Annotated in this window: 25 protein-coding genes, 2 pseudogenes and 1 other annotated feature (1 of these 28 cut by a window edge); of the genes and pseudogenes, 7 read left to right on the top strand and 20 right to left on the bottom strand. The window is 39.9% G+C overall.

The genetic code is table 11. The annotated features are described in order from the left end of the window. Both SK642_RS03675 and SK642_RS03670 read right to left on the bottom strand, forming a co-directional pair. Nucleotides 1-702 (bottom strand): ABC transporter ATP-binding protein, encoded by a 702-nt coding sequence (locus SK642_RS03675; RefSeq protein WP_000811469.1) that lies wholly within the window; start codon nucleotides 700-702, stop codon nucleotides 1-3. Further along, on the bottom strand, nucleotides 686-1,891 hold the full coding sequence (locus SK642_RS03670; protein WP_033683669.1) for an efflux RND transporter periplasmic adaptor subunit: 1,206 nt from the start codon (nucleotides 1,889-1,891) through the stop codon (nucleotides 686-688). Before SK642_RS03670 ends, SK642_RS03675 begins: the two co-directional genes overlap by 17 nt. A gap of 290 nt (nucleotides 1,892-2,181) precedes the next feature. On the opposite strand from SK642_RS03670, the gene gor reads away from it, so the two are divergent. Both gor and SK642_RS03660 read left to right on the top strand, forming a co-directional pair. After that, nucleotides 2,182-3,528 (top strand): glutathione-disulfide reductase, encoded by a 1,347-nt coding sequence (gor, locus tag SK642_RS03665; RefSeq protein WP_033683417.1) that lies wholly within the window; start codon nucleotides 2,182-2,184, stop codon nucleotides 3,526-3,528. A 189-nt stretch (nucleotides 3,529-3,717) separates the two neighbouring features. After that, nucleotides 3,718-4,254 carry a biotin transporter BioY gene (locus tag SK642_RS03660; RefSeq protein WP_033683416.1) on the top strand — a complete coding sequence of 179 codons (537 nt, stop codon included), beginning with the start codon at nucleotides 3,718-3,720 and terminating at the stop codon, nucleotides 4,252-4,254. A gap of 159 nt (nucleotides 4,255-4,413) precedes the next feature. Here the strand turns inward: SK642_RS03660 and SK642_RS03655 are convergent, their stop codons facing one another. Next, nucleotides 4,414-4,629, bottom strand: coding sequence for a YdbC family protein (locus tag SK642_RS03655; RefSeq protein ID WP_000807422.1), 216 nt, complete (start codon nucleotides 4,627-4,629; stop codon nucleotides 4,414-4,416). A 98-nt stretch (nucleotides 4,630-4,727) separates the two neighbouring features. Here SK642_RS03655 and SK642_RS03650 point away from each other — a divergent pair, with 98 nt between their 5' ends. Next, the gene (locus SK642_RS03650) at nucleotides 4,728-5,048 is read left to right on the top strand and encodes a hypothetical protein (protein WP_033683415.1); all 321 of its coding nucleotides are present in this window, start codon (nucleotides 4,728-4,730) and stop codon (nucleotides 5,046-5,048) included. A 29-nt stretch (nucleotides 5,049-5,077) separates the two neighbouring features. Here SK642_RS03650 and SK642_RS03645 read toward each other — a convergent pair whose 3' ends face one another. The 7 genes and pseudogenes from SK642_RS03645 to rpsP all read right to left on the bottom strand — a co-directional run bounded on the left by SK642_RS03645 (nucleotide 5,078) and on the right by rpsP (nucleotide 8,480). Beyond that, nucleotides 5,078-5,416, bottom strand: coding sequence for an ATP cone domain-containing protein (locus SK642_RS03645; RefSeq protein WP_001196040.1), 339 nt, complete (start codon nucleotides 5,414-5,416; stop codon nucleotides 5,078-5,080). An 11-nt stretch (nucleotides 5,417-5,427) separates the two neighbouring features. Further along, nucleotides 5,428-6,147: a tRNA (guanosine(37)-N1)-methyltransferase TrmD gene (gene trmD, locus SK642_RS03640; protein ID WP_033683414.1), complete on the bottom strand. Its 720-nt coding sequence runs from the start codon at nucleotides 6,145-6,147 to the stop codon at nucleotides 5,428-5,430. Then, the gene (gene rimM, locus SK642_RS03635) at nucleotides 6,137-6,655 is read right to left on the bottom strand and encodes a ribosome maturation factor RimM (RefSeq protein ID WP_033683413.1); all 519 of its coding nucleotides are present in this window, start codon (nucleotides 6,653-6,655) and stop codon (nucleotides 6,137-6,139) included. Before rimM ends, trmD begins: the two co-directional genes overlap by 11 nt. Before the next feature lie 30 nt (nucleotides 6,656-6,685). Further along, a complete protein-coding gene (locus tag SK642_RS03630) occupies nucleotides 6,686-7,474 on the bottom strand; it encodes an alpha/beta fold hydrolase (protein WP_033683412.1) in 789 nt (262 codons plus the stop codon). 97 nt (nucleotides 7,475-7,571) lie between these two features. Next, a pseudogene (locus SK642_RS03625) lies at nucleotides 7,572-7,905 on the bottom strand (MazG nucleotide pyrophosphohydrolase domain-containing protein). A gap of 43 nt (nucleotides 7,906-7,948) precedes the next feature. Further along, nucleotides 7,949-8,188 carry an RNA-binding protein KphA gene (gene kphA, locus SK642_RS03620; protein WP_000379617.1) on the bottom strand — a complete coding sequence of 80 codons (240 nt, stop codon included), beginning with the start codon at nucleotides 8,186-8,188 and terminating at the stop codon, nucleotides 7,949-7,951. Between the two features lie 19 nt (nucleotides 8,189-8,207). Further along, on the bottom strand, nucleotides 8,208-8,480 hold the full coding sequence (gene rpsP, locus SK642_RS03615; protein WP_000268760.1) for a 30S ribosomal protein S16: 273 nt from the start codon (nucleotides 8,478-8,480) through the stop codon (nucleotides 8,208-8,210). Between the two features lie 802 nt (nucleotides 8,481-9,282). Between rpsP and SK642_RS03610 the strand changes: the two genes are divergently transcribed. The 3 genes from SK642_RS03610 to SK642_RS03600 all read left to right on the top strand — a co-directional run bounded on the left by SK642_RS03610 (nucleotide 9,283) and on the right by SK642_RS03600 (nucleotide 11,215). Continuing rightward, entirely contained in the window at nucleotides 9,283-9,879 is a 597-nt protein-coding gene (locus tag SK642_RS03610; RefSeq protein WP_033683411.1) for a membrane protein, read from the top strand. A 2-nt stretch (nucleotides 9,880-9,881) separates the two neighbouring features. Next, nucleotides 9,882-10,106, top strand: coding sequence for a helix-turn-helix transcriptional regulator (locus tag SK642_RS03605; protein ID WP_001041097.1), 225 nt, complete (start codon nucleotides 9,882-9,884; stop codon nucleotides 10,104-10,106). Between the two features lie 305 nt (nucleotides 10,107-10,411). Further along, on the top strand, nucleotides 10,412-11,215 hold the full coding sequence (locus tag SK642_RS03600; protein ID WP_000731911.1) for a peptidylprolyl isomerase: 804 nt from the start codon (nucleotides 10,412-10,414) through the stop codon (nucleotides 11,213-11,215). Nucleotides 11,216-11,270: 55 nt separating this feature from the next. Here SK642_RS03600 and SK642_RS03595 read toward each other — a convergent pair whose 3' ends face one another. The 7 genes from SK642_RS03595 to SK642_RS03565 all read right to left on the bottom strand — a co-directional run bounded on the left by SK642_RS03595 (nucleotide 11,271) and on the right by SK642_RS03565 (nucleotide 17,947). Further along, nucleotides 11,271-12,812, bottom strand: coding sequence for an ABC-F family ATP-binding cassette domain-containing protein (locus tag SK642_RS03595; RefSeq protein ID WP_000025377.1), 1,542 nt, complete (start codon nucleotides 12,810-12,812; stop codon nucleotides 11,271-11,273). Between the two features lie 116 nt (nucleotides 12,813-12,928). Further along, nucleotides 12,929-13,402: a VanZ family protein gene (locus SK642_RS03590; RefSeq protein WP_033683410.1), complete on the bottom strand. Its 474-nt coding sequence runs from the start codon at nucleotides 13,400-13,402 to the stop codon at nucleotides 12,929-12,931. Then, entirely contained in the window at nucleotides 13,402-14,487 is a 1,086-nt protein-coding gene (rlmN, locus tag SK642_RS03585) for a 23S rRNA (adenine(2503)-C(2))-methyltransferase RlmN (RefSeq protein ID WP_033683409.1), read from the bottom strand. Before rlmN ends, SK642_RS03590 begins: the two co-directional genes overlap by 1 nt. Before the next feature lie 20 nt (nucleotides 14,488-14,507). Beyond that, nucleotides 14,508-15,038 carry a YutD family protein gene (locus SK642_RS03580; RefSeq protein WP_033683408.1) on the bottom strand — a complete coding sequence of 177 codons (531 nt, stop codon included), beginning with the start codon at nucleotides 15,036-15,038 and terminating at the stop codon, nucleotides 14,508-14,510. Nucleotides 15,039-15,193: 155 nt separating this feature from the next. Then, nucleotides 15,194-15,799, bottom strand: coding sequence for a superoxide dismutase SodA (gene sodA, locus SK642_RS03575; RefSeq protein ID WP_033683407.1), 606 nt, complete (start codon nucleotides 15,797-15,799; stop codon nucleotides 15,194-15,196). Nucleotides 15,800-15,940: 141 nt separating this feature from the next. Continuing rightward, on the bottom strand, nucleotides 15,941-16,978 hold the full coding sequence (gene holA, locus SK642_RS03570; protein ID WP_033683668.1) for a DNA polymerase III subunit delta: 1,038 nt from the start codon (nucleotides 16,976-16,978) through the stop codon (nucleotides 15,941-15,943). Between the two features lie 33 nt (nucleotides 16,979-17,011). Further along, nucleotides 17,012-17,947 (bottom strand): dihydroorotate oxidase, encoded by a 936-nt coding sequence (locus tag SK642_RS03565; protein ID WP_033683406.1) that lies wholly within the window; start codon nucleotides 17,945-17,947, stop codon nucleotides 17,012-17,014. A gap of 225 nt (nucleotides 17,948-18,172) precedes the next feature. Here SK642_RS03565 and gdhA point away from each other — a divergent pair, with 225 nt between their 5' ends. Continuing rightward, nucleotides 18,173-19,519, top strand: coding sequence for an NADP-specific glutamate dehydrogenase (gdhA, locus tag SK642_RS03560; RefSeq protein WP_033683405.1), 1,347 nt, complete (start codon nucleotides 18,173-18,175; stop codon nucleotides 19,517-19,519). A gap of 477 nt (nucleotides 19,520-19,996) precedes the next feature. On the opposite strand, the pseudogene tnpA reads toward gdhA, so the two are convergent. The 3 genes and pseudogenes from tnpA to rplJ form a co-directional block, all read right to left on the bottom strand. Then, nucleotides 19,997-20,383, bottom strand: a pseudogene (tnpA, locus tag SK642_RS03555) (IS200/IS605 family transposase); the annotation flags it as partial. A gap of 287 nt (nucleotides 20,384-20,670) precedes the next feature. Continuing rightward, the gene (gene rplL, locus SK642_RS03550; protein WP_001196965.1) at nucleotides 20,671-21,039 is read right to left on the bottom strand and encodes a 50S ribosomal protein L7/L12; all 369 of its coding nucleotides are present in this window, start codon (nucleotides 21,037-21,039) and stop codon (nucleotides 20,671-20,673) included. Between the two features lie 75 nt (nucleotides 21,040-21,114). After that, entirely contained in the window at nucleotides 21,115-21,615 is a 501-nt protein-coding gene (gene rplJ / locus SK642_RS03545) for a 50S ribosomal protein L10 (RefSeq protein WP_033683404.1), read from the bottom strand. Between the two features lie 39 nt (nucleotides 21,616-21,654). Then, nucleotides 21,655-21,782, bottom strand: a sequence feature (ribosomal protein L10 leader region) (it continues 8 nt past the right edge of the window).

Here is a 21,782-nt window from a genome sequence, read left to right as displayed (position 1 = left end):
TTAGTTTTCCTCCTTTTCTAACTGAGCACTATCAGACGAAATAACTCCATCTCGAATGACAATCTGACGTTTAGCATAAGCAGCGATTTCAGGCTCATGCGTTACCATGATAATGGTTTTTCCTTCTTTGTTCAAGTCAACCAATAGTTGCATGATTTGGTTCCCTGTTTTGGTATCCAAAGCTCCTGTCGGTTCGTCCGCTAGGATAATAGAAGGATTGTTTACTAAGGCACGCGCAATAGCCACACGTTGCTTTTGACCTCCAGATAATTCTGAAGGCAAATGATGACTACGTTCTGTCAATTCAACCTTATCTAGATACTCCTCAGCTAACTTGCGACGTTTTGAAGCCGAAACTCCCGCGTAAATCAAGGGTAATTCTACATTTTGCAGAGCATTGAGTTTGGATAGAAGAAAGAACTGCTGAAAGACAAAACCGATTTGTTGGTTGCGAACCTTGGCTAGTTGTTTTTCACCCAATCCAGCCACTTCTTGACCTTCAAGATAATACTCTCCACTGCTTGGTGTATCCAACATTCCAATGGTATTCATGAGAGTAGACTTACCAGAACCTGATGGTCCCATGATAGCAACGAATTCACCCTCATTCACTTCAAGGTTAATATTTTTGAGTACCTGCAGTTCTTGGTCACCATTACGGTAACTTCTGCAGATATTTTTTAGACTAATTAGTTGCTTCATCAGCCTTCACCTCTTTTCCTTCCTCTAGAGAAGACGTTGGGTTACTGATGACCTTGACTCCATTTGTCAGACCTGAAGTGATTTCTTGGTTGTCTGCATCAGCATTGCCCAAACCAACTTCCACTTTCTTGGCCTTTTTCTGCTCGTCAAGCACCCAGACATAGTTCTTATCATTTTCAGTCACAACACTTGTTAGAGGAACCAAAATGGCTTTAGTCTTGTTCTTCACCTCAACACTTACTGAGAATCCTTGTTTCAAGTCACCAATTTCACTTGTAACATCGATGGTATATGGATATTTAGAACCAGAATTACCAGCAGCTGCGGTAGCTGTACTTGCTGCTTCGCCATTGTTTTTAGGGTAATCAGAGATATAGCTAATCTTACCAGTCCATCTCTTATCTTGATAAACTTTAGAAGTAAAGGTTACTTCTTGACCAACAGATAGGTTGGCAAGGTTATATTCAGACAACTCCCCCTTAACTTGCAAGTTTTCATTACTTACGACATGCACTACCACCTGGCTAGCTCCTGTTGGAGATTTTGAAACATTGCGGTTGACTTCGACTACAGTTCCCTCTAGGGTACTTAGAACAGTCGTTGCATCCAACTGACTTTGAGCCTTGCTTAATTGCGCTGCTGCATCTGCACGGGCATCACGAGCATCACCCAGTTGTGCATCAATAGATGAAACTGAATTTCCTGAGACTGGAGCTGGAGCTTGCACTGCAGCACCTTCTCCTCCTGCTGGCGCTGGTAACTGTGGAGCCGGAGCTGAAGCGGCTTCATTTCGTGCTTGATTGAGTTCGTTGATATGACGATCTGCCTTAGCTACTGCTCGACTAGCTGAATCATAGGCAGCCTGGGCTTCTGAACTACTGTACTTGACTAAAGCCTGCCCTTCGCTGACCTTATCCCCCACAGAAACAAGGATTTCATCTAAATCTCCCTTACTAGCATCAAAATAAACATATTGTTCATTTTTTGCTGTTACTGTCCCTGACAATAAAACAGAGGATGCCACGCTTCCTTCCTTAGCAACAACAAGATGAGTAGCTTCATCTTTTACAGCGGTATGAGAAGGTTGTCTAAAGAGCAAAATGCCCCCAGCACCCAATACAACTACACTGGCAGCACCAACTGCTGCATACAATTGCCACTTTTTAGCTTTACCATTCTTTTTCATAATGAAACTCCTTTTTTGATTTAAAGTCCTTAACAATATTATACAAAAATTATCAATTTGAAACAATAACATTTTAGAACGAAATAATGACATTTCAGGACTAAATTATTGTTCGGAATTCATTTTACAATCATTGTACTAGTTATATAATACACTTTATTTTTCTTTTTCGCAAGCCTTTTTCTTAATTTTTTTGAACGTAGCAGATTTTTGCAATCAAATCAAAAAAAGATAGAATATGACTATCAAAAAATGACACTCTACTATTTAAAAGAGTACAAAGGAGTTTTTTAATGAGAGAATATGATATCATTGCTATTGGTGGAGGTAGCGGAGGAATTGCTACCATGAACCGTGCTGGTGAACATGGAGCCAAAGCAGCCGTTATTGAGGAAAAGAAATTAGGTGGAACCTGTGTCAACGTCGGTTGTGTTCCTAAAAAAATCATGTGGTACGGGGCACAAATCGCTGAGACTTTCCATCAATTTGGAGAAGACTATGGCTTTAAGACTACTGATCTAAACTTTGACTTTGCAACCCTACGTCGCAATCGTGAAGCCTACATCGATCGCGCTCGTTCTTCTTATGATGGCAGTTTTAAACGCAACGGCGTAGACCTGATTGAAGGCCATGCTGAATTTGTAGATTCTCATACTGTCAGCGTAAATGGTGAACTCATTCGTGCTAAACATATCGTGATTGCTACTGGTGCCCATCCAAGTATTCCAAATATTCCTGGTGCTGAACTAGGTGGTTCTTCTGATGATGTATTTGCCTGGGAAGAATTGCCAGAGTCAGTTGCTATTCTAGGCGCTGGTTATATCGCCGTTGAATTAGCTGGCGTACTCCACACTTTTGGTGTCAAGACAGACCTCTTTGTTCGCCGTGATCGCCCTTTACGTGGTTTTGATTCCTACATCGTTGAAGGTTTGGTCAAGGAAATGGAAAGAACAAACTTGCCACTGCATACTCACAAAGTCCCTGTTAAGTTAGAAAAAACTGCTGAAGGCATTACCATTCATTTTGAAGATGGTACTAGTCACACAGCTAGCCAAGTTATCTGGGCTACAGGTCGCCGTCCAAATGTTCAGGGCTTGCAACTTGAAAAAGCTGGAGTAACTCTGAACGAACGTGGCTTTATCCAAGTGGATGAATACCAAAATACTGTTGTTGAGGGAATCTACGCTCTAGGTGATGTAACGGGTGAGAAAGAACTGACTCCAGTTGCTATCAAGGCTGGACGTACCCTATCTGAACGTCTCTTTAACGGAAAAACAAGTGCAAAAATGGATTACTCAACTATTCCAACCGTTGTCTTTTCACACCCTGCTATCGGAACTGTTGGATTGACCGAAGAGCAAGCTATTAAAGAATACGGTCAAGACCAAATCAAGGTTTACAAATCAAGCTTTACTTCTATGTACTCTGCTTGCACTTGCAACCGCCAAGAAACACGTTTCAAATTAATCACAGCTGGTTCAGAAGAAAAAGTTGTCGGACTTCATGGAATTGGATACGGTGTGGATGAAATGATTCAAGGTTTTGCCGTTGCTATTAAGATGGGAGCAACCAAGGCTGACTTTGATGCAACTGTGGCGATTCACCCAACTGCATCCGAAGAATTTGTTACCATGCGTTAATCGAAACAAAAGAAGCTGATACAAAGATATCTGCTTCTTTTTTGATGATTTACGAATAGATGAAAACAACTTACCCCGTCAGGAAAATCGGCTGTTACAGTTTTTGTTACCTTTGTTATAAAAACAGGTTGACAATGATATTAATTTAAGTATAATAGTTACTATACATAAGAAAAGAGGTTAACTATTTTGAAAAAAGCTCACGTTTATGCTATCCCTGCTATTGGGGCTGCTATCATTGCTGTATTGGCACAAATCAGTCTTCCAATTGGACCTGTTCCCTTCACTCTGCAAAACTTTGCAATCGGCTTGATTGCTACTGTCTTTAGACCGAGAGAGGCTGTACTTTCTGTTGGACTCTATCTTCTTCTAGGCGCTATCGGTCTTCCTGTCTTTGCAGGAGGTGGAGCTGGATTTCATGCTTTGATTGGTCCTACTGCAGGCTATCTTTGGTTTTATATTGTTTATTCTGGACTTACCTCTTCTCTAACTAACAGCAATAGTGGTTTTGTCAGAATTTTTCTAGCAAATCTCTTGGGAGATACACTTGTCTTTGTTGGTGGAATCATTGGATTGCATTTCCTAGCTGGAATGCCATTTGAAAAAGCTCTTGTTATAGGGGTATTTCCCTTTATCATCCCAGATCTTGGTAAAATTATTGCTATTAGTATTATTAGCCATCCACTACTTCAACGCCTTAAAAATCAGGCTTACTTTGCTCACTAAAAAAGGATATCGAGTTGTCATGACTCAGTATCCTTTTCTTTCATTTTGAAAACTTATACTCTTCGAAAATCAAATTCAAACCACGTCAGCTTCGCCTTGCCGTACTCAAGTACTGCCTACGGCTAGCTTCCTAGTTTGCTCTTTGATTTTCATTAAGTATTAGTTGCCTTTAAAGGCATCCACCATGGTTTGAAATTCTTCATTGGAGAGAGTAATCCCTTTGCCCATTTTAGTATGATCTGGACTCCAAGCACGAATATCAAACTTTGCAGGAGCACCATTAAAGCTCACACGGTTGATTTCCTTAGTCCAACCTTTTTCGTTTTCAGAAAGAGTCAACAAGTGCTCTTCAATTTCAAATGTAAATTCTGCCATTTTCTTCTCCTTTTTTAGCTTTCATTTGATTATTCGTAAAATCTTGTAGATTTTAGGAAAATTTTATATAATATTGATATAAAAGAAGGGAGGCCAATATGAGACATAAATTCCAGCAAGTTCTAGATAAAATCCATGACTTTTTAAATGGACATGATCAACCTAACCAGACTGAAAGCAACTCCCTGACTGCTACTATTGAAGAGGCTATCCAGAAACAAACCGCTGTTCACCTTATCTTGTCTGAAACAAGCTTTACAGGTGATATCATCAAATACGATCAGCAACGCCAGCAAATTATCGTGAAAAATTTTGCCAAAAATGTGAGCCGTATTATCCGCATAAGCGATATTCAACGCCTGCGATTTGTCCCTTCAACTGTCCAAACAGCCCAAAAAAATAGATTTAAGAAAGAGTGAGATGTAGTTGCTTCATCCCACTCTTTTTCTTAGCGAATTTGTTCAAAATGTAAATGAACAGCGATATGGTCTCCATAACCACTTCTTTCCAAGTCACGTTGTAGACGATAGGAAATGTAGTGTTCTGCAATGGTAATGTAACCTGCACCCAGTAAACGATGTTCAACCATAGACTGAATCATGCTAATGGTAGCACGTTCCACCTTGGCTTCTTCCAAGTCCAAAACCACTTTCTTAGTGACTTGTGCAAGGTTTTGACGCAAATCATCTGTCAATACATAGACAGTCTGGGCTGCCTTTAAAATAGCTTGGTAAATCTTGTCTGGATTAAATTCAGCAATTTCGCCGTCACGTTTGATTACTTGCATAGGTTTCTCCTTTATTCTTTGTTTTCTTTGATTTCTGCCAGCATTTTTTCTTCTTCTGCTGTCAGTTGATAATTTTCTAACAAATCCGGTCTGCGCTCATAGGTTTTCTTTAAACTCTCATACAGGCGCCACTGACGAATCTTTTCATGGTGCCCGCTCATCAGTATATCTGGCACAAGCATACCTCGATAGTCATAGGGACGTGTGTACTGAGGATATTCTAGAAGGCCTGAAGAAAAACTATCATCTTGGTGGCTAGACTCCTTGCCAATTACTTCTGGAATCAGGCGAACTGTAGCGTCAATCATAGTCATGGCCGCCAATTCTCCACCAGTCAGTACATAGTCCCCCAGGGAAATCTCATCTGTCACCAAGGTCTTAATGCGCTCATCATAACCCTCGTAGTGCCCACAGATAAAGATTAGCTCATCTTCTTGAGCCAAATCCTCAGCATAAGCCTGATCAAATTTCTTCCCTGCAGGATCGAGGAGAATCACTCTCGGATTTTTCTTTTCAATAGCGTCAAAGGCATCGAAAATGGGTTGGGCTCGGAGCAACATCCCCTGTCCGCCTCCGTATGGCTCGTCGTCTACATGGCGGGCCTTTTCAGCATACTCTCGAAAATTATGATACTGGATATCCAAGAGCCCTTTTTCTCGAGCCTTTCCAACGATTGAGTGCTCCAGTGGAGAAAACATCTCTGGAAAAAGGGTTAAAATATCAATTTTCATCGTCTAACCCTTCTAAGATTTCCACATCGACGCGGTTATTCGGAATATCAACATTGAGAACCACTGGTGGTATATATGGTAAAAGCAAATCACGTTTGCCTTTTCGCTTGACCACCCAGACATCGTTAGCACCTGGTTGCAGGATTTCCTTGATGGTTCCAACCAAGTTATCACCCTCATAGACTTCCAAACCGATAATCTCGTGATAGTAGAACTCACCATCGTCTAGGTCATTCAAATCTTCCTCAGCGACCTTAAGACTATATCCTTTGTACTTTTCGATAGCGTTGATATGGTACATATCTTTGAATTTAATGATGTCAAAGTTCTTCTGTTTACGGTGGCTAGCAATAGTTACTGTTTGAACAAACTGATCTTTTTCATCAAACAAAGCTAGCTCAGCCCCTTTTTTAAAGCGTTCTTCTGCAAAATCCGTCACAGACAAGACTCGCATCTCACCCTGTAAACCCTGCGTATTGACGATTTTCCCAACATTAAAGTAGTTCATCTTGTCTCCTATAGTCTCCTTCTTTCCATCTTATTCTGACAATTCTCGAATAATAGTCGCAATTTTTTCAGATTCAGACCACTGTAAATAATGGTGATTCCCTCCTAAAATGAGTTTAGTATTAGAAGTCCAATATTCTGATTCTCTGTACTCTTTTTCTCTATAAGCCTGACAAAAAATAAATACAGGGACATGAGATTGTATCGATAAATTCTCAAAATCTTCCTCAGTAATCTCTCCAGATATCTGAAATTCTGGATCTTGATTTTCAAACTCTAAGCCTTTTTCTTGCATTAATTCCCAGATTTCTTTATTAGTTTCAGTGCTAAATGTTGCTTGAGTTAAGTTCTTAAAATAAAGTTCAGGACCACACTCGTCAATCAGCCTCATCTGCTCTTCCATTTCTGGATAAGGATTTTCTGAAAAATCAGCAAACATTACTTTTTTTGTTGTCGGTTCAAGCGCTACTAAAGCCTGACACTTAATTGGTTTGTTGAGCAATTTGCAAGCTAAAATTCCACTCAAACTATGTACACAAAGTATATATTCAGAAATCGCCAATTCTTCAAGTATTTCATAAACCGCATCTGCAAGATTATCCAGATTTTTACCAGCTTGGTCATGAATCGGACTCCTACCTGTGTTTGGAAAATCAATTGTCAAATAACCAATTGTGGGAGGAAGTTTTTCGATTATCAGTGAAAAATTTTCATAACTTGGTAGCAACCCTGCGCCACTTAAACAAACTAGCACTTTCTTTTGCTTTTTATAAGTAACAGAGAGACTACCAATTTCTGTAGATACTTCAAGCCTCTTCATAAAGAAATCCACTCATTCTGTATAATGAATTATAAAAAATCCTTATCCTTTATTTTATCACGTTCCAGGGATTTTCTCAAGTTGGAGGAAGAGGAGATCAACTCTCCTTCCCCTTCAAAAGACCTTCCAAATCACGTTCATGTTGGTACTTAATGGCTGCAGTTTTGTCTTTCTCAAAGATGGTTTTAGTGAGATCAATATGATTAATAGCTGCGATTGCGACGGTGTAGTGAATAATATCAGCCAGTTCTTTAGCAAGTTCCTCGTTAGAATCTTGCACCCCTTCTTTTCGACCAGAGCGCCCATTCAAAACTTCGGCTACTTCTCCGACTTCCTCCACTAACTTCATAAAGAGACCTTCCTCAGTCCGAGACTGCTGGTAATGTTCCAGTAGGTAGTCTTGTAATTGTCCTAAACGTTAAATCCTTCATATCTTGCTTCTCGCAAAAAAGCGAGACATTCGTCCCGCCCTTCTTATTTTTCGTCAATAACGATTCTTACCTTTTTGTCTTCAGTTGGGACAGAGTAGACAATCGTTCTTATCGCAGAAATAGTGCGACCCTTACGACCGATTACACGACCCACATCACTTTGATCAAGATCCAAATGATATTCCAAAAATTCTGGTGTATCTTCAATCTTGATAGTTAAGGCATCTGGTTGTGAAATCAAGGGTTTCACAATCGCAATAATGAGATTTTCAATCGTATCCATCTGTCAACCTACTTTAAACTTATTTTGAGAATTTAGAATCGTGGAATTTTTTCAATACGCCTTCTTTTGAAAGGATGTTGCGAACTGTATCTGAAGGTTGAGCTCCATCAGCCAACCATGCAAGAACGCGGTCTTCTTTCAAAGTTACTTGGTTTTCAGCAACAAGTGGGTTGTAAGTTCCAACTGTTTCAATGAAACGTCCGTCACGTGGTGAACGTGAATCTGCTACGTTGATACGGTAGAAAGGTTTTTTCTTAGAACCCATACGAGTCAAACGGATTTTAACTGCCATTTTTAAAGTCTCTTTTCTTATTTTTTATTTCGGTGAAATAGCTGAGCTATTTAGCACATGTTCTATTATAGCAGATTTATGACAGGTGTCAAGAAAAAAACTTGACAGACTATAAAATTTTTAAACCATTTAGAAATTTGTTAGAAGTAGGAAATAAATGTTTGAAAGAAGCTAGCCGTAAATACTATTTTATACTCAATGAAAATCAAAGAGCAAACTAGAAAGCTAGCCGCAGACTGTACTTGAGTACGGCAAGGCAAAGCTAACGTAGTTTGAAGAGATTTTCGAAGAGTATTAGAAACATTTTATAAAGACCATCAACTCAAACCCTTCATATCGCCTGAACGTGATTTGGATGCTTGGCTCCTAAATCCTAAGCCCATTCCCAAACGAAACATCAAGGATTTTAAGAACGATATCTACTAATTAATTTATAAAATATGAATTAATAGATTCTAAATAGGGGAATAATTTAGTTCTGTAAAAATTAACTTCTACACCTATAACGCTTATTCTGACAGACTTTATAACAGTCTAAGAAAAAAGTAGAGATTCATACAGTATCTAGATTTTTCAAAAATTCTTTATCATCAAATATTATTAACGAAACTATCCAAACCAAATCCGATGCATTGCTTCAAAGATTTCTTTAGTTGTTTGACTATCAAGTGCTTTTATTAAAAAATTTTTTCAAATAATTGCCACCTTGACACATAAAATTCTTGCTTTCTAAATTTAAGTGTGATATATTTATAACATAACATTTAAATGTTATATATTTATAACAAAAAAGGAGTCTATCATGAAAAAAAGTCAAAAAATGCGTGGCCTCATTGCAATGATTGCCGTAGCTCTCTTTATTGATTTTATTGTTTTATTTGGTTCTAATCTTAGTTGGGGACCCAAGTTAGTTATCACTGGTATTTCAGTGCAAGGTCAAATTGTAGCTATTTGGAGCTGGCTACATATGAAACTATGGTCTCATAAAAGTCAGAAAGGTAAGGGAAAGATTATTTTTGACTTGTCTGCTAAGCTTTACACGATACTTTTGTTTGCAGCAAGTATTTTTTATACATTAGGAATTTGGGTTGCGACCCCAAGCGAAAGTTCTGGTATTAAAGAATGGATTTTGGGAATTGGCCTCGTTATTGAAGTGATTTTATTTGCTTTTTTCTGTTTGAAAAATGTCAAGGAAACTCCGGACGAACGCTTTTATGCTAATTTAGCCAAGGCAGCTAGCTTGATGTTTGTTTTTATACTAGGCGCACTGATGATCCTAGCAGTTATCATTGGGTATATGGGGTCTCTCACTCTTTACATGGGACAGATATTTATTAGCATAGCTGCCTTGATTTTCATCTTTGCGGTTGTCTATTTTATCTTGGAACGTAGAGGATAAGCATGGCCAAAGAAAGCAAGATTATTACTAATCTCAAATCTGTTCGTGAGTCCACAGGCATGACCCAGCAGGAGTTAGCCGACCTCATCGGCATGCGACGCGAGACAATTCTGCACTTGGAAAATAATCGTTACAACCCTTCGCTGGAAATGGCTCTTAAAATTGCTCAAGTTTTTAATCTGAAAGTAGAAGACCTCTTTGAACTCAGACAGAAAGAGGAAGCATAATTCTTTTCGAGACCTAGTATTAAGTTCATTGATTAATTAGGAATTGAAGCCAAAAGAAAAAATCCTTTGAAAATGTGCTCTTTTAAAATATAGTAATTCTTTCTAATTAACGTTTACTAATTGTGATGCTTTACGAGCTTTCTTAAGATCTGGTTCCCAAAATACTTTGAGTATACTTATGGCATTGATGCCCCTAAACAAGCGACTTTATGGTTGACTTCCTCTTAAACTGTCTTGTCACTAATATTTGAAATCCACTTCCTTTTAGGGTACAATGGTAGAAATGAATTTTTGAGAGGAACAGAATGAAAAAACTAGCAACCCTTCTTTTACTGTCCACTGTAGCCCTAGCTGGATGTAGCAGCATCCAACGCAGTCTGCGTGGTGATGATTATGTGGATTCCAGTCTTGCTGCTGAAGAAAGTTCTAAAGCAGCTGCCCAATCTGCAAAGGAGTTAAACGATGCTTTAACAAACGAAAATGCCAACTTTCCTCAACTTTCTAAGGAAGTTGCTGAAGATGAAGCCGAAGTCATTCTCCACACAAGTCAAGGCGATATCCGCATTAAACTCTTCCCTAAACTCGCTCCTCTAGCAGTTGAAAACTTCCTCACTCATGCCAAAGAAGGCTACTATAATGGCATTACCTTCCACCGTGTCATCGATGGCTTTATGGTCCAAACTGGAGATCCAAAGGGAGATGGTACAGGTGGTCAGTCTATCTGGCATGACAAGGATAAGACAAAAGACAAGGGAACTGGTTTCAAAAATGAGATTACTCCTTATCTCTATAACATCCGTGGTGCTCTTGCGATGGCAAATACTGGTCAACCAAACACCAATGGCAGCCAGTTCTTCATCAACCAAAACTCTACAGATACCTCTGCTAAACTCCCTACAAGCAAGTATCCAAAGAAAATCATCGAAGCCTATAAAGAAGGGGGAAACCCTAGTCTAGATGGCAAACACCCAGTCTTTGGTCAAGTGATTGACGGTATGGATGTTGTAGATAAGATTGCTAAAGCCGAAAAAGATGAAAAAGACAAGCCAACTACTGCTATTACTATCGATAGTATCGAAGTAGTGAAAGACTACGATTTTAAATCTTAAAAATCTAAAAAATACAGTACCCACATTCGGTACTGTATTTCTTTTATATTCATTTTTAAGTTAGCTTGTTAAAATCCCAGATTTGGTCCATCCAACCTTCATAAAAGTCTGGTTCGTGGCAGACCATAAGAATAGACCCCTTGTATTCTTTAAGAGCGCGTTTGAGTTCATCCTTGGCATCCACATCCAGGTGGTTAGTCGGCTCGTCCAACACTAACACGTTGTTTTCACGATTCATCAAGAGACAGAAACGAACCTTGGCTTGTTCCCCACCCGACAAGACCTGAATTTGGCTTTCGATATGCTTGGTTGTCAAACCACAACGGGCAAGGGCTGCACGGACTTCTGCTTGGTTGAGGGCTGGAAAGGCATTCCAGACAGCCTCTAGTGGTGTTTGGCGATTACCACCTTCTACTTCCTGTTCAAAATAACCAAGTTCTAGGTAATCACCGCGTTCAACTTCCCCAGCAATTGGCGGAATAATCCCCAAGAGAGACTTCAAGAGAGTTGTTTTCCCGATACCATTTGCTCCGATAATGGCAACCTTTTGATTGCGTTCAAAGGTAAGATTTAAAGGCTTAGTCAGAGGACGGTCATAACCAATTTGCAAATCCTTGGCTTGGAAGATAAAGCGCCCTGGCGTACGAGCTGGTTTGAAATCAAAGGATGGTTTTGGTTTCTCACTTTGCAACTCGATAATATCCATCTTATCCAATTTCTTCTGACGAGACATGGCCATATTTCGTGTTGCAACACGCGCTTTGTTTCTAGCGACGAAGTCCTTGAGATCCGCAATCTCTTTCTGCTGACGTTCATAGGCTGCCTCCAGCTGAGATTTCTTCATGGCATAGACTTCTTGGAACTGGTAGTAGTCACCAGAGTAACGCGTCAGCTGTTGATTTTCCACATGATAGACGATATTAATAACATCATTGAGGAATGGAATATCATGTGAAATGAGGACAAAGGCATTTTCATAGTTTTGAAGATAGCGCTTGAGCCAGTCAATATGTTCAGCATCCAAGTAGTTGGTCGGCTCGTCCAAAAGCAAAATATCTGGCTTTTCAAGGAGAAGCTTAGCCAAAAGCACCTTGGTTCTTTGTCCACCTGACAAAGAAGTTACATCCGTATCCATGCCAAAGTCCATAACACCAAGGGCACGCGCCACTTCGTCAATCTTTGCATCCAAGGTATAGAAATCACGACTCTCCAAACGGTCTTGGAGTTCTCCAACTTCTTCCATGAGAGCATCAACATCCGCTCCGTCTTCAGCCATTTCCATATAGAGGTCATTGATACGTGCTTCAGCTTTGAATAGCTCATCAAAGGCCGTACGGAGAACATCGCGCACCGACTGCCCTTCAGCAAGGACAGAGTGCTGGTCCAAATAACCAGCCGTCACATATTTGGACCACTCAACCTTTCCTTCGTCTGGCAACATCTTACCAGTCACAATGCTCATAAAGGTTGATTTCCCTTCACCATTGGCACCGACTAGACCGATATGTTCCCCCTTGAGGAGACGGAAGGACACATCTTCAAAAATTGCACGGTCACCAAAACCGTGACTCAGATTTTTAACTTCTAAAATACTCATTTTAATTCCTTATCTTGTTTTTATACTCTTCGAAAATCAAATTCAAACCACGTCAGCTTCACCTTGCCGTACTCAAGTACAGCCTGCGGCTAGCTTCCTAGTTTGCTCTTTGATTTTCATTGAGTATTATGTAATCGTTTATAAAGTAGCCAAGCCAGATAGCCACCCAAGGTATTGGTCCACAAATCATCAATCTCAAAGACGCGATTGAAATCAAAGAAAAAGTCCAAGATCAACTGCGTACACTCGATTCCAAGACTTACTAGAAAACTGAAAAGAAGAACTCTTTTTATTTTCCTTAAATTTGGGAAGAGATAGATAAGTTGAAAGATCAGAGGGAAGAGCAAGAAGACATTGAGGATATTTTGTAAAAAAATCCAACATAATTGTCCCATATCACTCACTTCACCCAGTTTCCAGAGAGAATTGAAAGGAGTTAAAAGAAAAACCAGGCGTCCAAGATGCTGAATACCTGGAGTTTCCACTCCCACAGGAGAATGTCCTTGAGGAGTAAAACAAAAGTAGACGATACAAATGCTATAGAAAATAACTCCCCAGACCAAAATATGATTATGAGTTTTCTTCATCATTACGGATTGACTACTGCGACTGCTTTCTGGCGGTCACGTTTCATTGTATTAGAACGCAATTGTCCACAAGCTGCATCAATATCAGTTCCATGTTCTTGACGAACAACACAGTTAACCCCTTTTTTCTTAAGAGTATCATAGAAGGCCATGACGCGCTCTTTTGGACTACGACTATATTGGTCATGCTCACTAACTGGGTTATAAGGAATCAAGTTTACATAAGACAATTTCTTGATGTTCTTGAGCAATTCAGCCAATTCCAAGGCTTGTTCTACACCATCGTTAACTTCATTGAGCATGATGTATTCAAAAGTTACACGGCGGTTGGTTGTTTCAATGTAATACTCAATAGCAGCAAAGAGTTTTTCAATCGGAAAGGCACGGTTAATCTTCATGATGCTTGAGCGCAACTCATTGTTAGGTGCGTGAAGTGAAACGGCAAGATTGACCTGAACCCCTTCATTAGCAAAATCACGAATTTTATGGGCTAAACCTGAAGTTGAAACCGTAATATGACGAGCTCCGATTGCCATTCCCTTGTCATCATTGATGGTCCGAACGAAATTCAAGACATTGTTGTAGTTATCAAAGGGCTCACCGATTCCCATGACAACGATATGGCTGACGCGTTCGTCCTGACCACGCTCATCAAAATATTTCTGAACCAGCATAATCTGCGCTACGATTTCACCGTTATTTAGGTCACGTTGTTTCTTAATCAAACCAGAAGCACAGAAGGTACAACCGATATTACAGCCGACCTGAGTAGTCACACAGACTGACAAACCATAGTGTTGACGCATGAGTACAGTCTCGATCAACATACCATCAGGCAACTCAAAAAGATATTTAACGGTACCATCAGCAGATTCTTGAACGATTCGCTGTTTCAAGGGATTGACAACAAACTGGTCATTGAGCTTAGCAATCAAATCTTTTGAAAGGTTGGTCATTTCTTCAAATGACTGCACACGTTTACGGTAAAGCCATTCCCAGATTTGATCAGCACGGAATTTCTTCTCTCCCTGCTCCAATACCCATTCCTGCATGGTTTGACGTGTTAAACTATAAATTGACGGTTTCATTTCTTCTCCTTATTCTCTACTCACTTCTGACGAATGACAAAATGACGTTGTCCCTTGTCCTCTTTCTGAGAATACTGGTCTTTCTGACGACGTCTATTTTTCTTATCTGCATTCGGTCTTCGTTTGGTTTGAGCCTGTTTCTTCCCTTTTCTAGAAGGCGTTTCTTCTTCCTTCTTACGCATTTTCTTGTCAAATGATGCTCGCTTAGGGGCTTCATTTTCTAGGACAAAATAGGCACAACCATAACTACAATACTCTAAAAGGTAGTCTTGTAAACGACTGATTTTTTCAAGTTTTTCTTCTGTTCGGTCATCCTTGTAAAAACCTCGTAGACGAAGCTGTTCATTACTCCAGTCTCCCACGATATAATCAAACTTGGTTAAGACTTCTGAAAAACGCTGATTAAAAGCCGTCACATCAAAGGCATCCTTGATATTTTCCACCAAGGAAAAAGCTATCCCTTCCGTTTCAACCTTGTCCCCGTGTAAATGGAACTCAGGCCCAGGAAACTTGTTATAGTTGTATAATTCAGGTGCAATTTCTTTTCGCATAGATATCCTTTTTCCACGATTACTTAATACTTTATTCTACCATAATTTCCAGCAGTTAGCACGTTTCTCATAAAAATGAAAAAAGTCTGACGATTTTGTCAGACCAAATAATATAACCTTAAAAAGAGAAGAACAATTCTTCCCTCCAACTATCATTATTTAGCAGCTGCGTACAATTCATCTACTTTATTCCAGTTGATCACTGAGAAGAAAGCTTTGATGTAGTCAGGACGCACGTTGCGGTATTTCACGTAGTAAGCATGTTCCCAAACGTCCAAGCCCAAGATTGGTTTTTTACCTTCTGTGATTGGTGTGTCTTGATTGGCTGTTGAAGTCACTTCAAGTTTCCCTTCTTTGTTGACAACCAACCATGCCCATCCTGAACCAAAACGAGTTGTTGCGGCTGCAGTGAAGGCTGCTTGGAATTCTTCGAATGAACCAAATGTTGCATCGATTGCTGCTGCAAGTTCTGCTGAAGGAGCAGTTTTCTCAGGAGTCATCAATTCCCAGAAAAGCGCATGGTTCAAGTGTCCGCCACCATTGTTGATAAGTGCTTGACGGATATCAACTGGGATAGATTCTACATCAGCAAGCAAGGCTTCAAGATCTTCACCGATTTCAGGGTGTTTTTCAAGAGCTGCATTGGCATTGTTGACATAAGTTTGATGGTGTTTGTCATGGTGCAAGTGCATTGTTTCCGCATCGATGTATGGTTCCAAAGCGTCGTATGCATATGGAAGATCTGGTAAGATAATAGCCATCTGTAATACCTCTTTTTCTTTCTATATGAAAATGATAACGCAAACATTCACTTTTTTCAAGTTTTTTGCTTAAAGATAAGCAAATCAGCAAGAAACACACGACAAGCTAATCCTGACGCGGGCTGGAGTTTCAAAAAAATATCAATTTACCTGACTAGCAATCTGTAAGAGTGCCTTTTCAAAAAGGAAACCTTTTTCATAAAGACCTGTCTTAATCTGATAGTCTGTCTCAATCAAATAGGAAATAGCTTGCTTCAAAAAGCTCAAGGAAAGTCCTCGCGAATCTCTTAATGCAAACTTGATTTGATAGGGATTGGGAATCCGTCCTAGATAACTACCTAAACTACTTGCAATCTGCGCTTCTGTTTGGCCAGACTCCGACAAAATTTTCACCTGAGTAAAAGTACGAAATTGTCCTAGCATGACTGCAATCAACTTGATTTCATCTTCCCCTTGCAAGGTCAAGTCTCTAACCAAGTCGCGCGCTTGGTCCATCTTTTTAGTCAGAATAAACTGAGTTAAATCAAAAATATTATCCTGTAAGGTCTTGGGAATAGCATTGACAATATCCTCTTCCTCAATAATAGAATCTGCCTTATAAGACTGTAAAAAGAGGAGATTTTTCTGGATTTCGCTAAATTGAAAACCAGATTTGATAAGTAGATTTTCAAAGGATTGCCCCACAAACTGCAGACCTTGTTTCTGGCTCCACTTTTGGAAATACTGGCGCAATTCTTGTTCTTTGGCTTCTACTGCGTCAAAAACCTTGGCATCACGCTTAAGTAATTTAACCAACCGTCTTTTGCTATCCAGTTTTCCTTCCGCAAAGATCAACAACTTGGTTGTTGGCGAAGGGTTATCAAGGTATTCCTCAAACGACTTAAGCTCATCATCTGTTAAAAAGCGTTTCTTGGCTGTTGTGATATCGACAAAATGGTCTAATATCACGATTTTCTCATCCGCAAAGAAGGGAAGGCTAACCAACTCCAGTTCCACATCCTTGTAGGTCACTTCTTTCATATCAAAGTAGGCAAAGTTGAGGTCTGCAGAATCATAACCAATCTGTTTCAGCACTTGACTTTTCATCACTTCAAACTGGCCCTGATCTATGCCTGTAAAAAGGCTCAGACTCGGTAAATTGGATAAAGTCAACTTCTGACTTTCTTCAATGGCTAGCATCTTCTCTCCTTTCTTCTGATTTTTTGATTTCATTTAGTCAATATAGCGCAATTTTCCACGGAAATCTTCTAAGCTCTCGTACCCTTTTTCCACCATGATTGCTTTCAGTTCCTTGGTAATACGTTCGAAGGCACCGACACCTTCTTTGTGAAGGGTGGTTCCCACCTGCACCATACTCGCTCCACAGAGGATGTGTTCAAAGGCATCACGACCAGTCAGAACACCACCTGTTCCGATGATTTGGATTTGAGGATTGAGACGTTGGTAGAAAGCGTGAACATTGGCTAGAGCAGTCGGTTTGATGTACTCTCCACCAATCCCACCGAAACCATTCTTAGGTCGAATCACGACCAACTCATCTTCTATATAGAGGCCGTTCCCGATAGAGTTAACGCAGTTGACAAACTTGAGCGGATATTTGTTGAAAATAGCTGCCGCTTGGTCAAAGTGAACAATGTCAAAATATGGTGGGAGCTTAATTCCAAGAGGTTTGGTAAAGTAGGCAAATACCTCTGACAAGATACGGTCTGTCGTCTCAAAATCATAGGCAATCTGAGGTTTTCCTGGAACATTTGGACAAGAAAGGTTTAGCTCTGTTAGACCACGAAAATCACTCTCTTGGACTTTTTTCAAGATAGTATGGGTTTCCTCTGGAGACATGCCGACCAGAGATAAGAAGAAAGTTCGGTTCGGCTCTTTTTCCTGCAGATCCAAAAGATAATCCAAATAATAGTCTAAGCCATTATTTGGCAAGCCCATAGAGTTGATAGAACCAAGCGGAACATCTTGGTAGCGTGGCTCAGGATTTCCCTTACGGAAGTCCAGGGTCGCTGTCTTAGTGACAAAGGTTCCTGCCACTGAGTTTTTAACTCCTTCTAACTCTGCTATCGTCATACAAGCCACACCTGCTGCATTCATCAAACAATTTTCAAACTCAAAACCAGCAATTTGTGTTTTCGTTGATACCATGATTCTGATCCTCCAGATTCCTTTTATTGCTAATATTATACCATATTTTCACAATTTCTCTTTGAGAAAGATATTTCCAAGAAAAAGGTTCGTATTTTATGAATTAAAGAAAAATCTGGAACTGAATTGAAAGAATTTTTAGAAAATTTTTGTTTTTCTCTTTACAGTTAAAAAAATTCTGCTATAATGACACACATAATTAAATTAGAATTTAAGGAGAACGATATGACATCTGCTAAAGAATATATCCAAAGCGTGTTTGAAACTGTAAAAGCTCGTAACGGGCACGAGGCTGAATTCCTCCAAGCTGTTGAAGAATTTTTCAACACTTTGGAACCTGTATTTGAAAAACACCCTGAGTATATCGAAGAAAATATCTTGGCACGCATTACTGAGCCAGAGCGCGTGATTTCTTTCCGTGTTCCTTGGGTTGACCGTGATGGAAACATTCAAGTAAACCGTGGTTACCGTGTTCAATTCAACTCAGCTGTTGGACCATACAAAGGCGGACTTCGTTTCCACCCAACTGTAAACCAAGGGATTTTGAAATTCCTCGGATTTGAACAAATCTTCAAAAACGTCTTGACTGGACTTCCAATCGGTGGAGGTAAAGGTGGATCAGACTTCGATCCTAAAGGTAAAACAGATGCTGAAGTGATGCGCTTCTGTCAAAGTTTCATGACTGAATTGCAAAAACACATCGGACCGTCACTTGACGTACCTGCCGGTGATATCGGTGTTGGTGGACGTGAGATTGGTTACCTTTACGGTCAATACAAACGCCTTAACCAATTTGATGCTGGTGTCTTGACTGGTAAGCCTCTTGGATTTGGTGGTAGCTTGATTCGTCCAGAAGCAACTGGTTACGGTTTGGTTTACTACACTGAAGAAATGCTCAAAGCTAACGGCAACAGCTTTGCTGGTAAGAAAGTTGTTATTTCAGGTTCTGGTAACGTAGCTCAGTACGCTCTTCAAAAAGCAACTGAACTTGGTGCAACAGTTATCTCTGTTTCTGACTCAAATGGTTATGTCATTGACGAAAATGGTATCGACTTTGACCTTTTAGTAGATGTTAAAGAAAAACGTCGTGCTCGCTTGACTGAGTATGCTGCTGAAAAAGCAACTGCAAGCTACCACGAGGGTTCTGTATGGACTTACGCTGGTAACTATGATATCGCTCTTCCATGTGCTACTCAAAACGAAATCAACGGTGAAGCAGCTAAACGCTTGGTTGCTCAAGGAGTTATCTGTGTATCTGAAGGTGCTAACATGCCAAGCGACCTTGATGCCATCAAAGTTTACAAAGAAAATGGTATCTTCTACGGACCTGCAAAAGCTGCCAACGCTGGTGGTGTAGCCGTTTCAGCCCTTGAAATGAGCCAAAATAGCCTTCGCCTTTCATGGGCTCGTGAAGAAGTTGATGGACGTCTCAAAGACATCATGACAAACATCTTCAACACAGCTAAAACAACTTCAGAAACATATGGTCTTGATAAAGACTACCTTGCAGGAGCTAACATTGCTGCCTTTGAAAATGTAGCAAATGCTATGATTGCCCAAGGTATTGTTTAATACTCTTCGAAAATCTCTTCAAACCACGTCAGCGTCGCCTTACCGTACTCAAGTACAGCCTGCGACTAGCTTCCTATAGTTTGCTCTTTGATTTTCATTAAGTATAAGATTTATAGCTCAATCCTCAATCACTATGATTGGGGGTTTTTATGTTGAGTTAAACAATTTGTATAGTTATTTATTCCTTTTTTACCCCCTGCTACATAATCATGACCACCCGTCTAACGGGTGGTTTGAACCAGGGCTATAAGCCCAAATTACCAGCCAGCGCCTAAAGACGCTGGCTTTCACGTTGTTCAAGCCTTATTGCTCTTGACTCGTCACTTGCCTCTTAAAGAGGCTTTAGTATTACTTACCACTATCCCTAAAGGGATCCTCATATTCTTTTACACTTAATTTATCTAGTGCTATATCATGCTTTACTCGTTTTCAAATTTTCATACTCGTGAAGAAATCATCCACTGGATAATTTCTTTAATCTTGAATATATTTCTTAATTGTGGCTTCATTGAGTTCAACCGTACTCACATAATAACCTTCCGCCCAAAAATGCCGATTCCCAAACTTGTACTTGAAATTGGCGTGTTTGTCAAACATCATGAGTGCACTTTTACCTTTTAAATAACCCATGAAACTTGAAACACTTATCCTTGGTGGAATACTTACTAACATATGTACATGGTCTGGCATTAAGTGACCCTCGATAATTTCAACTCCTTTATAACCACACAAGCGATGAAATATTTCTCCTAAACTACTTCGATATTGATTATAGATTACTTTTCGTCTATACTTAGGGGTGAACACAATGTGATACTTACAGTGCCACTTTGTGTGCGATAAACTATGTGCCTTTTGTGCCATATTTTTCTCCTTTCGCTTTACAATTGGCTTGAACACCTTTATTGTATCGCGTTTGGAGTTTTTTGGGTATAACCTTCGACGCGCACCCGCATAGCGGGTGGTTTTTTTGTCTCGCACCTAACGGAGCGAGACGGACTAATAGTCACATAAAAAGAAAAACCCTGCCAAATTAATTTTTGGTAGGGTTTTTGGTAGGAAACTAAATTAATTTATCAGTTTCTAAAATGTGTTCACGATTCTAAAAGGCTGATACTATAGTATTCCGAATTCTAATTGGTATATGCCTCTTATTTAAGAGTAACTGAAGCTCCAGCTTCTTCCAATTTAGCTTTGATTTCTTCAGCTTCTGCAGTTGCAACGCCTTCTTTAACAAGTGCTGGTGCACCGTCAACAAGTTCTTTAGCTTCTTTAAGACCAAGACCAGTGATTTCACGTACAACTTTGATAACGCCAACTTTTTTGTCGCCTGCAGATGTCAATTCAACGTCGAATGAATCTTTAGCAGCACCAGCGTCAGCAGCACCAGCTGCAGCAACAGCTACAGGAGCAGCTGCAGTTACACCAAATTCTTCTTCGATAGCTTTTACAAGGTCGTTCAATTCAAGGATTGAAGCTTCTTTAATTTCAGCAATAATGTTTTCAATGTTCAATGCCATTGTTATTTCCTCCAAATATGTTTTTAAATTTATAATAGATTTTTTCGTAGCTAGGCTACGCTGCGTAGCTTAAAATTAAGCTGCGTCTTCTTTGTTGTCTGCAACCGCTTTGACTGCAAGAGCAACGTTGCGCACTGGCGCTTGAAGTACAGAAAGGAGCATAGAAAGAAGTCCTTCGCGGTTTGGAAGAGTTGCAAGAGCAATAATCTCTTCTTTAGATGCGACAGCGCCTTCGATTGCACCACCTTTGATTTCAAGTGCTTCAGCGTTTTTAGAAAAGTCGTTCAAGATTTTCGCTGGTGCGATAACATCTTCGTTAGAAAATGCTACTGCAGATGGTCCAACAAATACTGATGCAAGATCTTCAAGACCAGCTTTTTCAGCTGCACGACGCAAGATTGAGTTTTTAATGACTTTATACTCAACTTCGTTTCCACGAAGCTCACGACGAAGAACTGTATCTTGCTCAACTGTCAAACCACGAGCGTCTACAACGACGATAGATGCAGCAGATTTCATTTTCTCAGCTACTACGTCAACTAGTTCCGCTTTCTTAGCAATAATTGCTTCACTCATTAGTGTGTTCACCTCCGTTATTATTTTGCTTGGGGAAATTTTTCCAAAAGAAAAACGCGCCCAAACCTAGACACGAAAGTACAATACGCTTCTTTTTACATGATACGTTTTGTCCTCGGTAGGATCCTTATGAGTCGAGCTCCCCTACTGTCTTAGGCAGTTTTTTC

Origin of the sequence: Streptococcus mitis (assembly GCF_000722705.1) — a bacterium.
In the GTDB taxonomy this organism is placed as follows: Bacteria; Bacillota; Bacilli; order Lactobacillales; family Streptococcaceae; genus Streptococcus; species Streptococcus mitis_P.
This window is presented reverse-complemented; position numbering and strand designations above follow the sequence as displayed.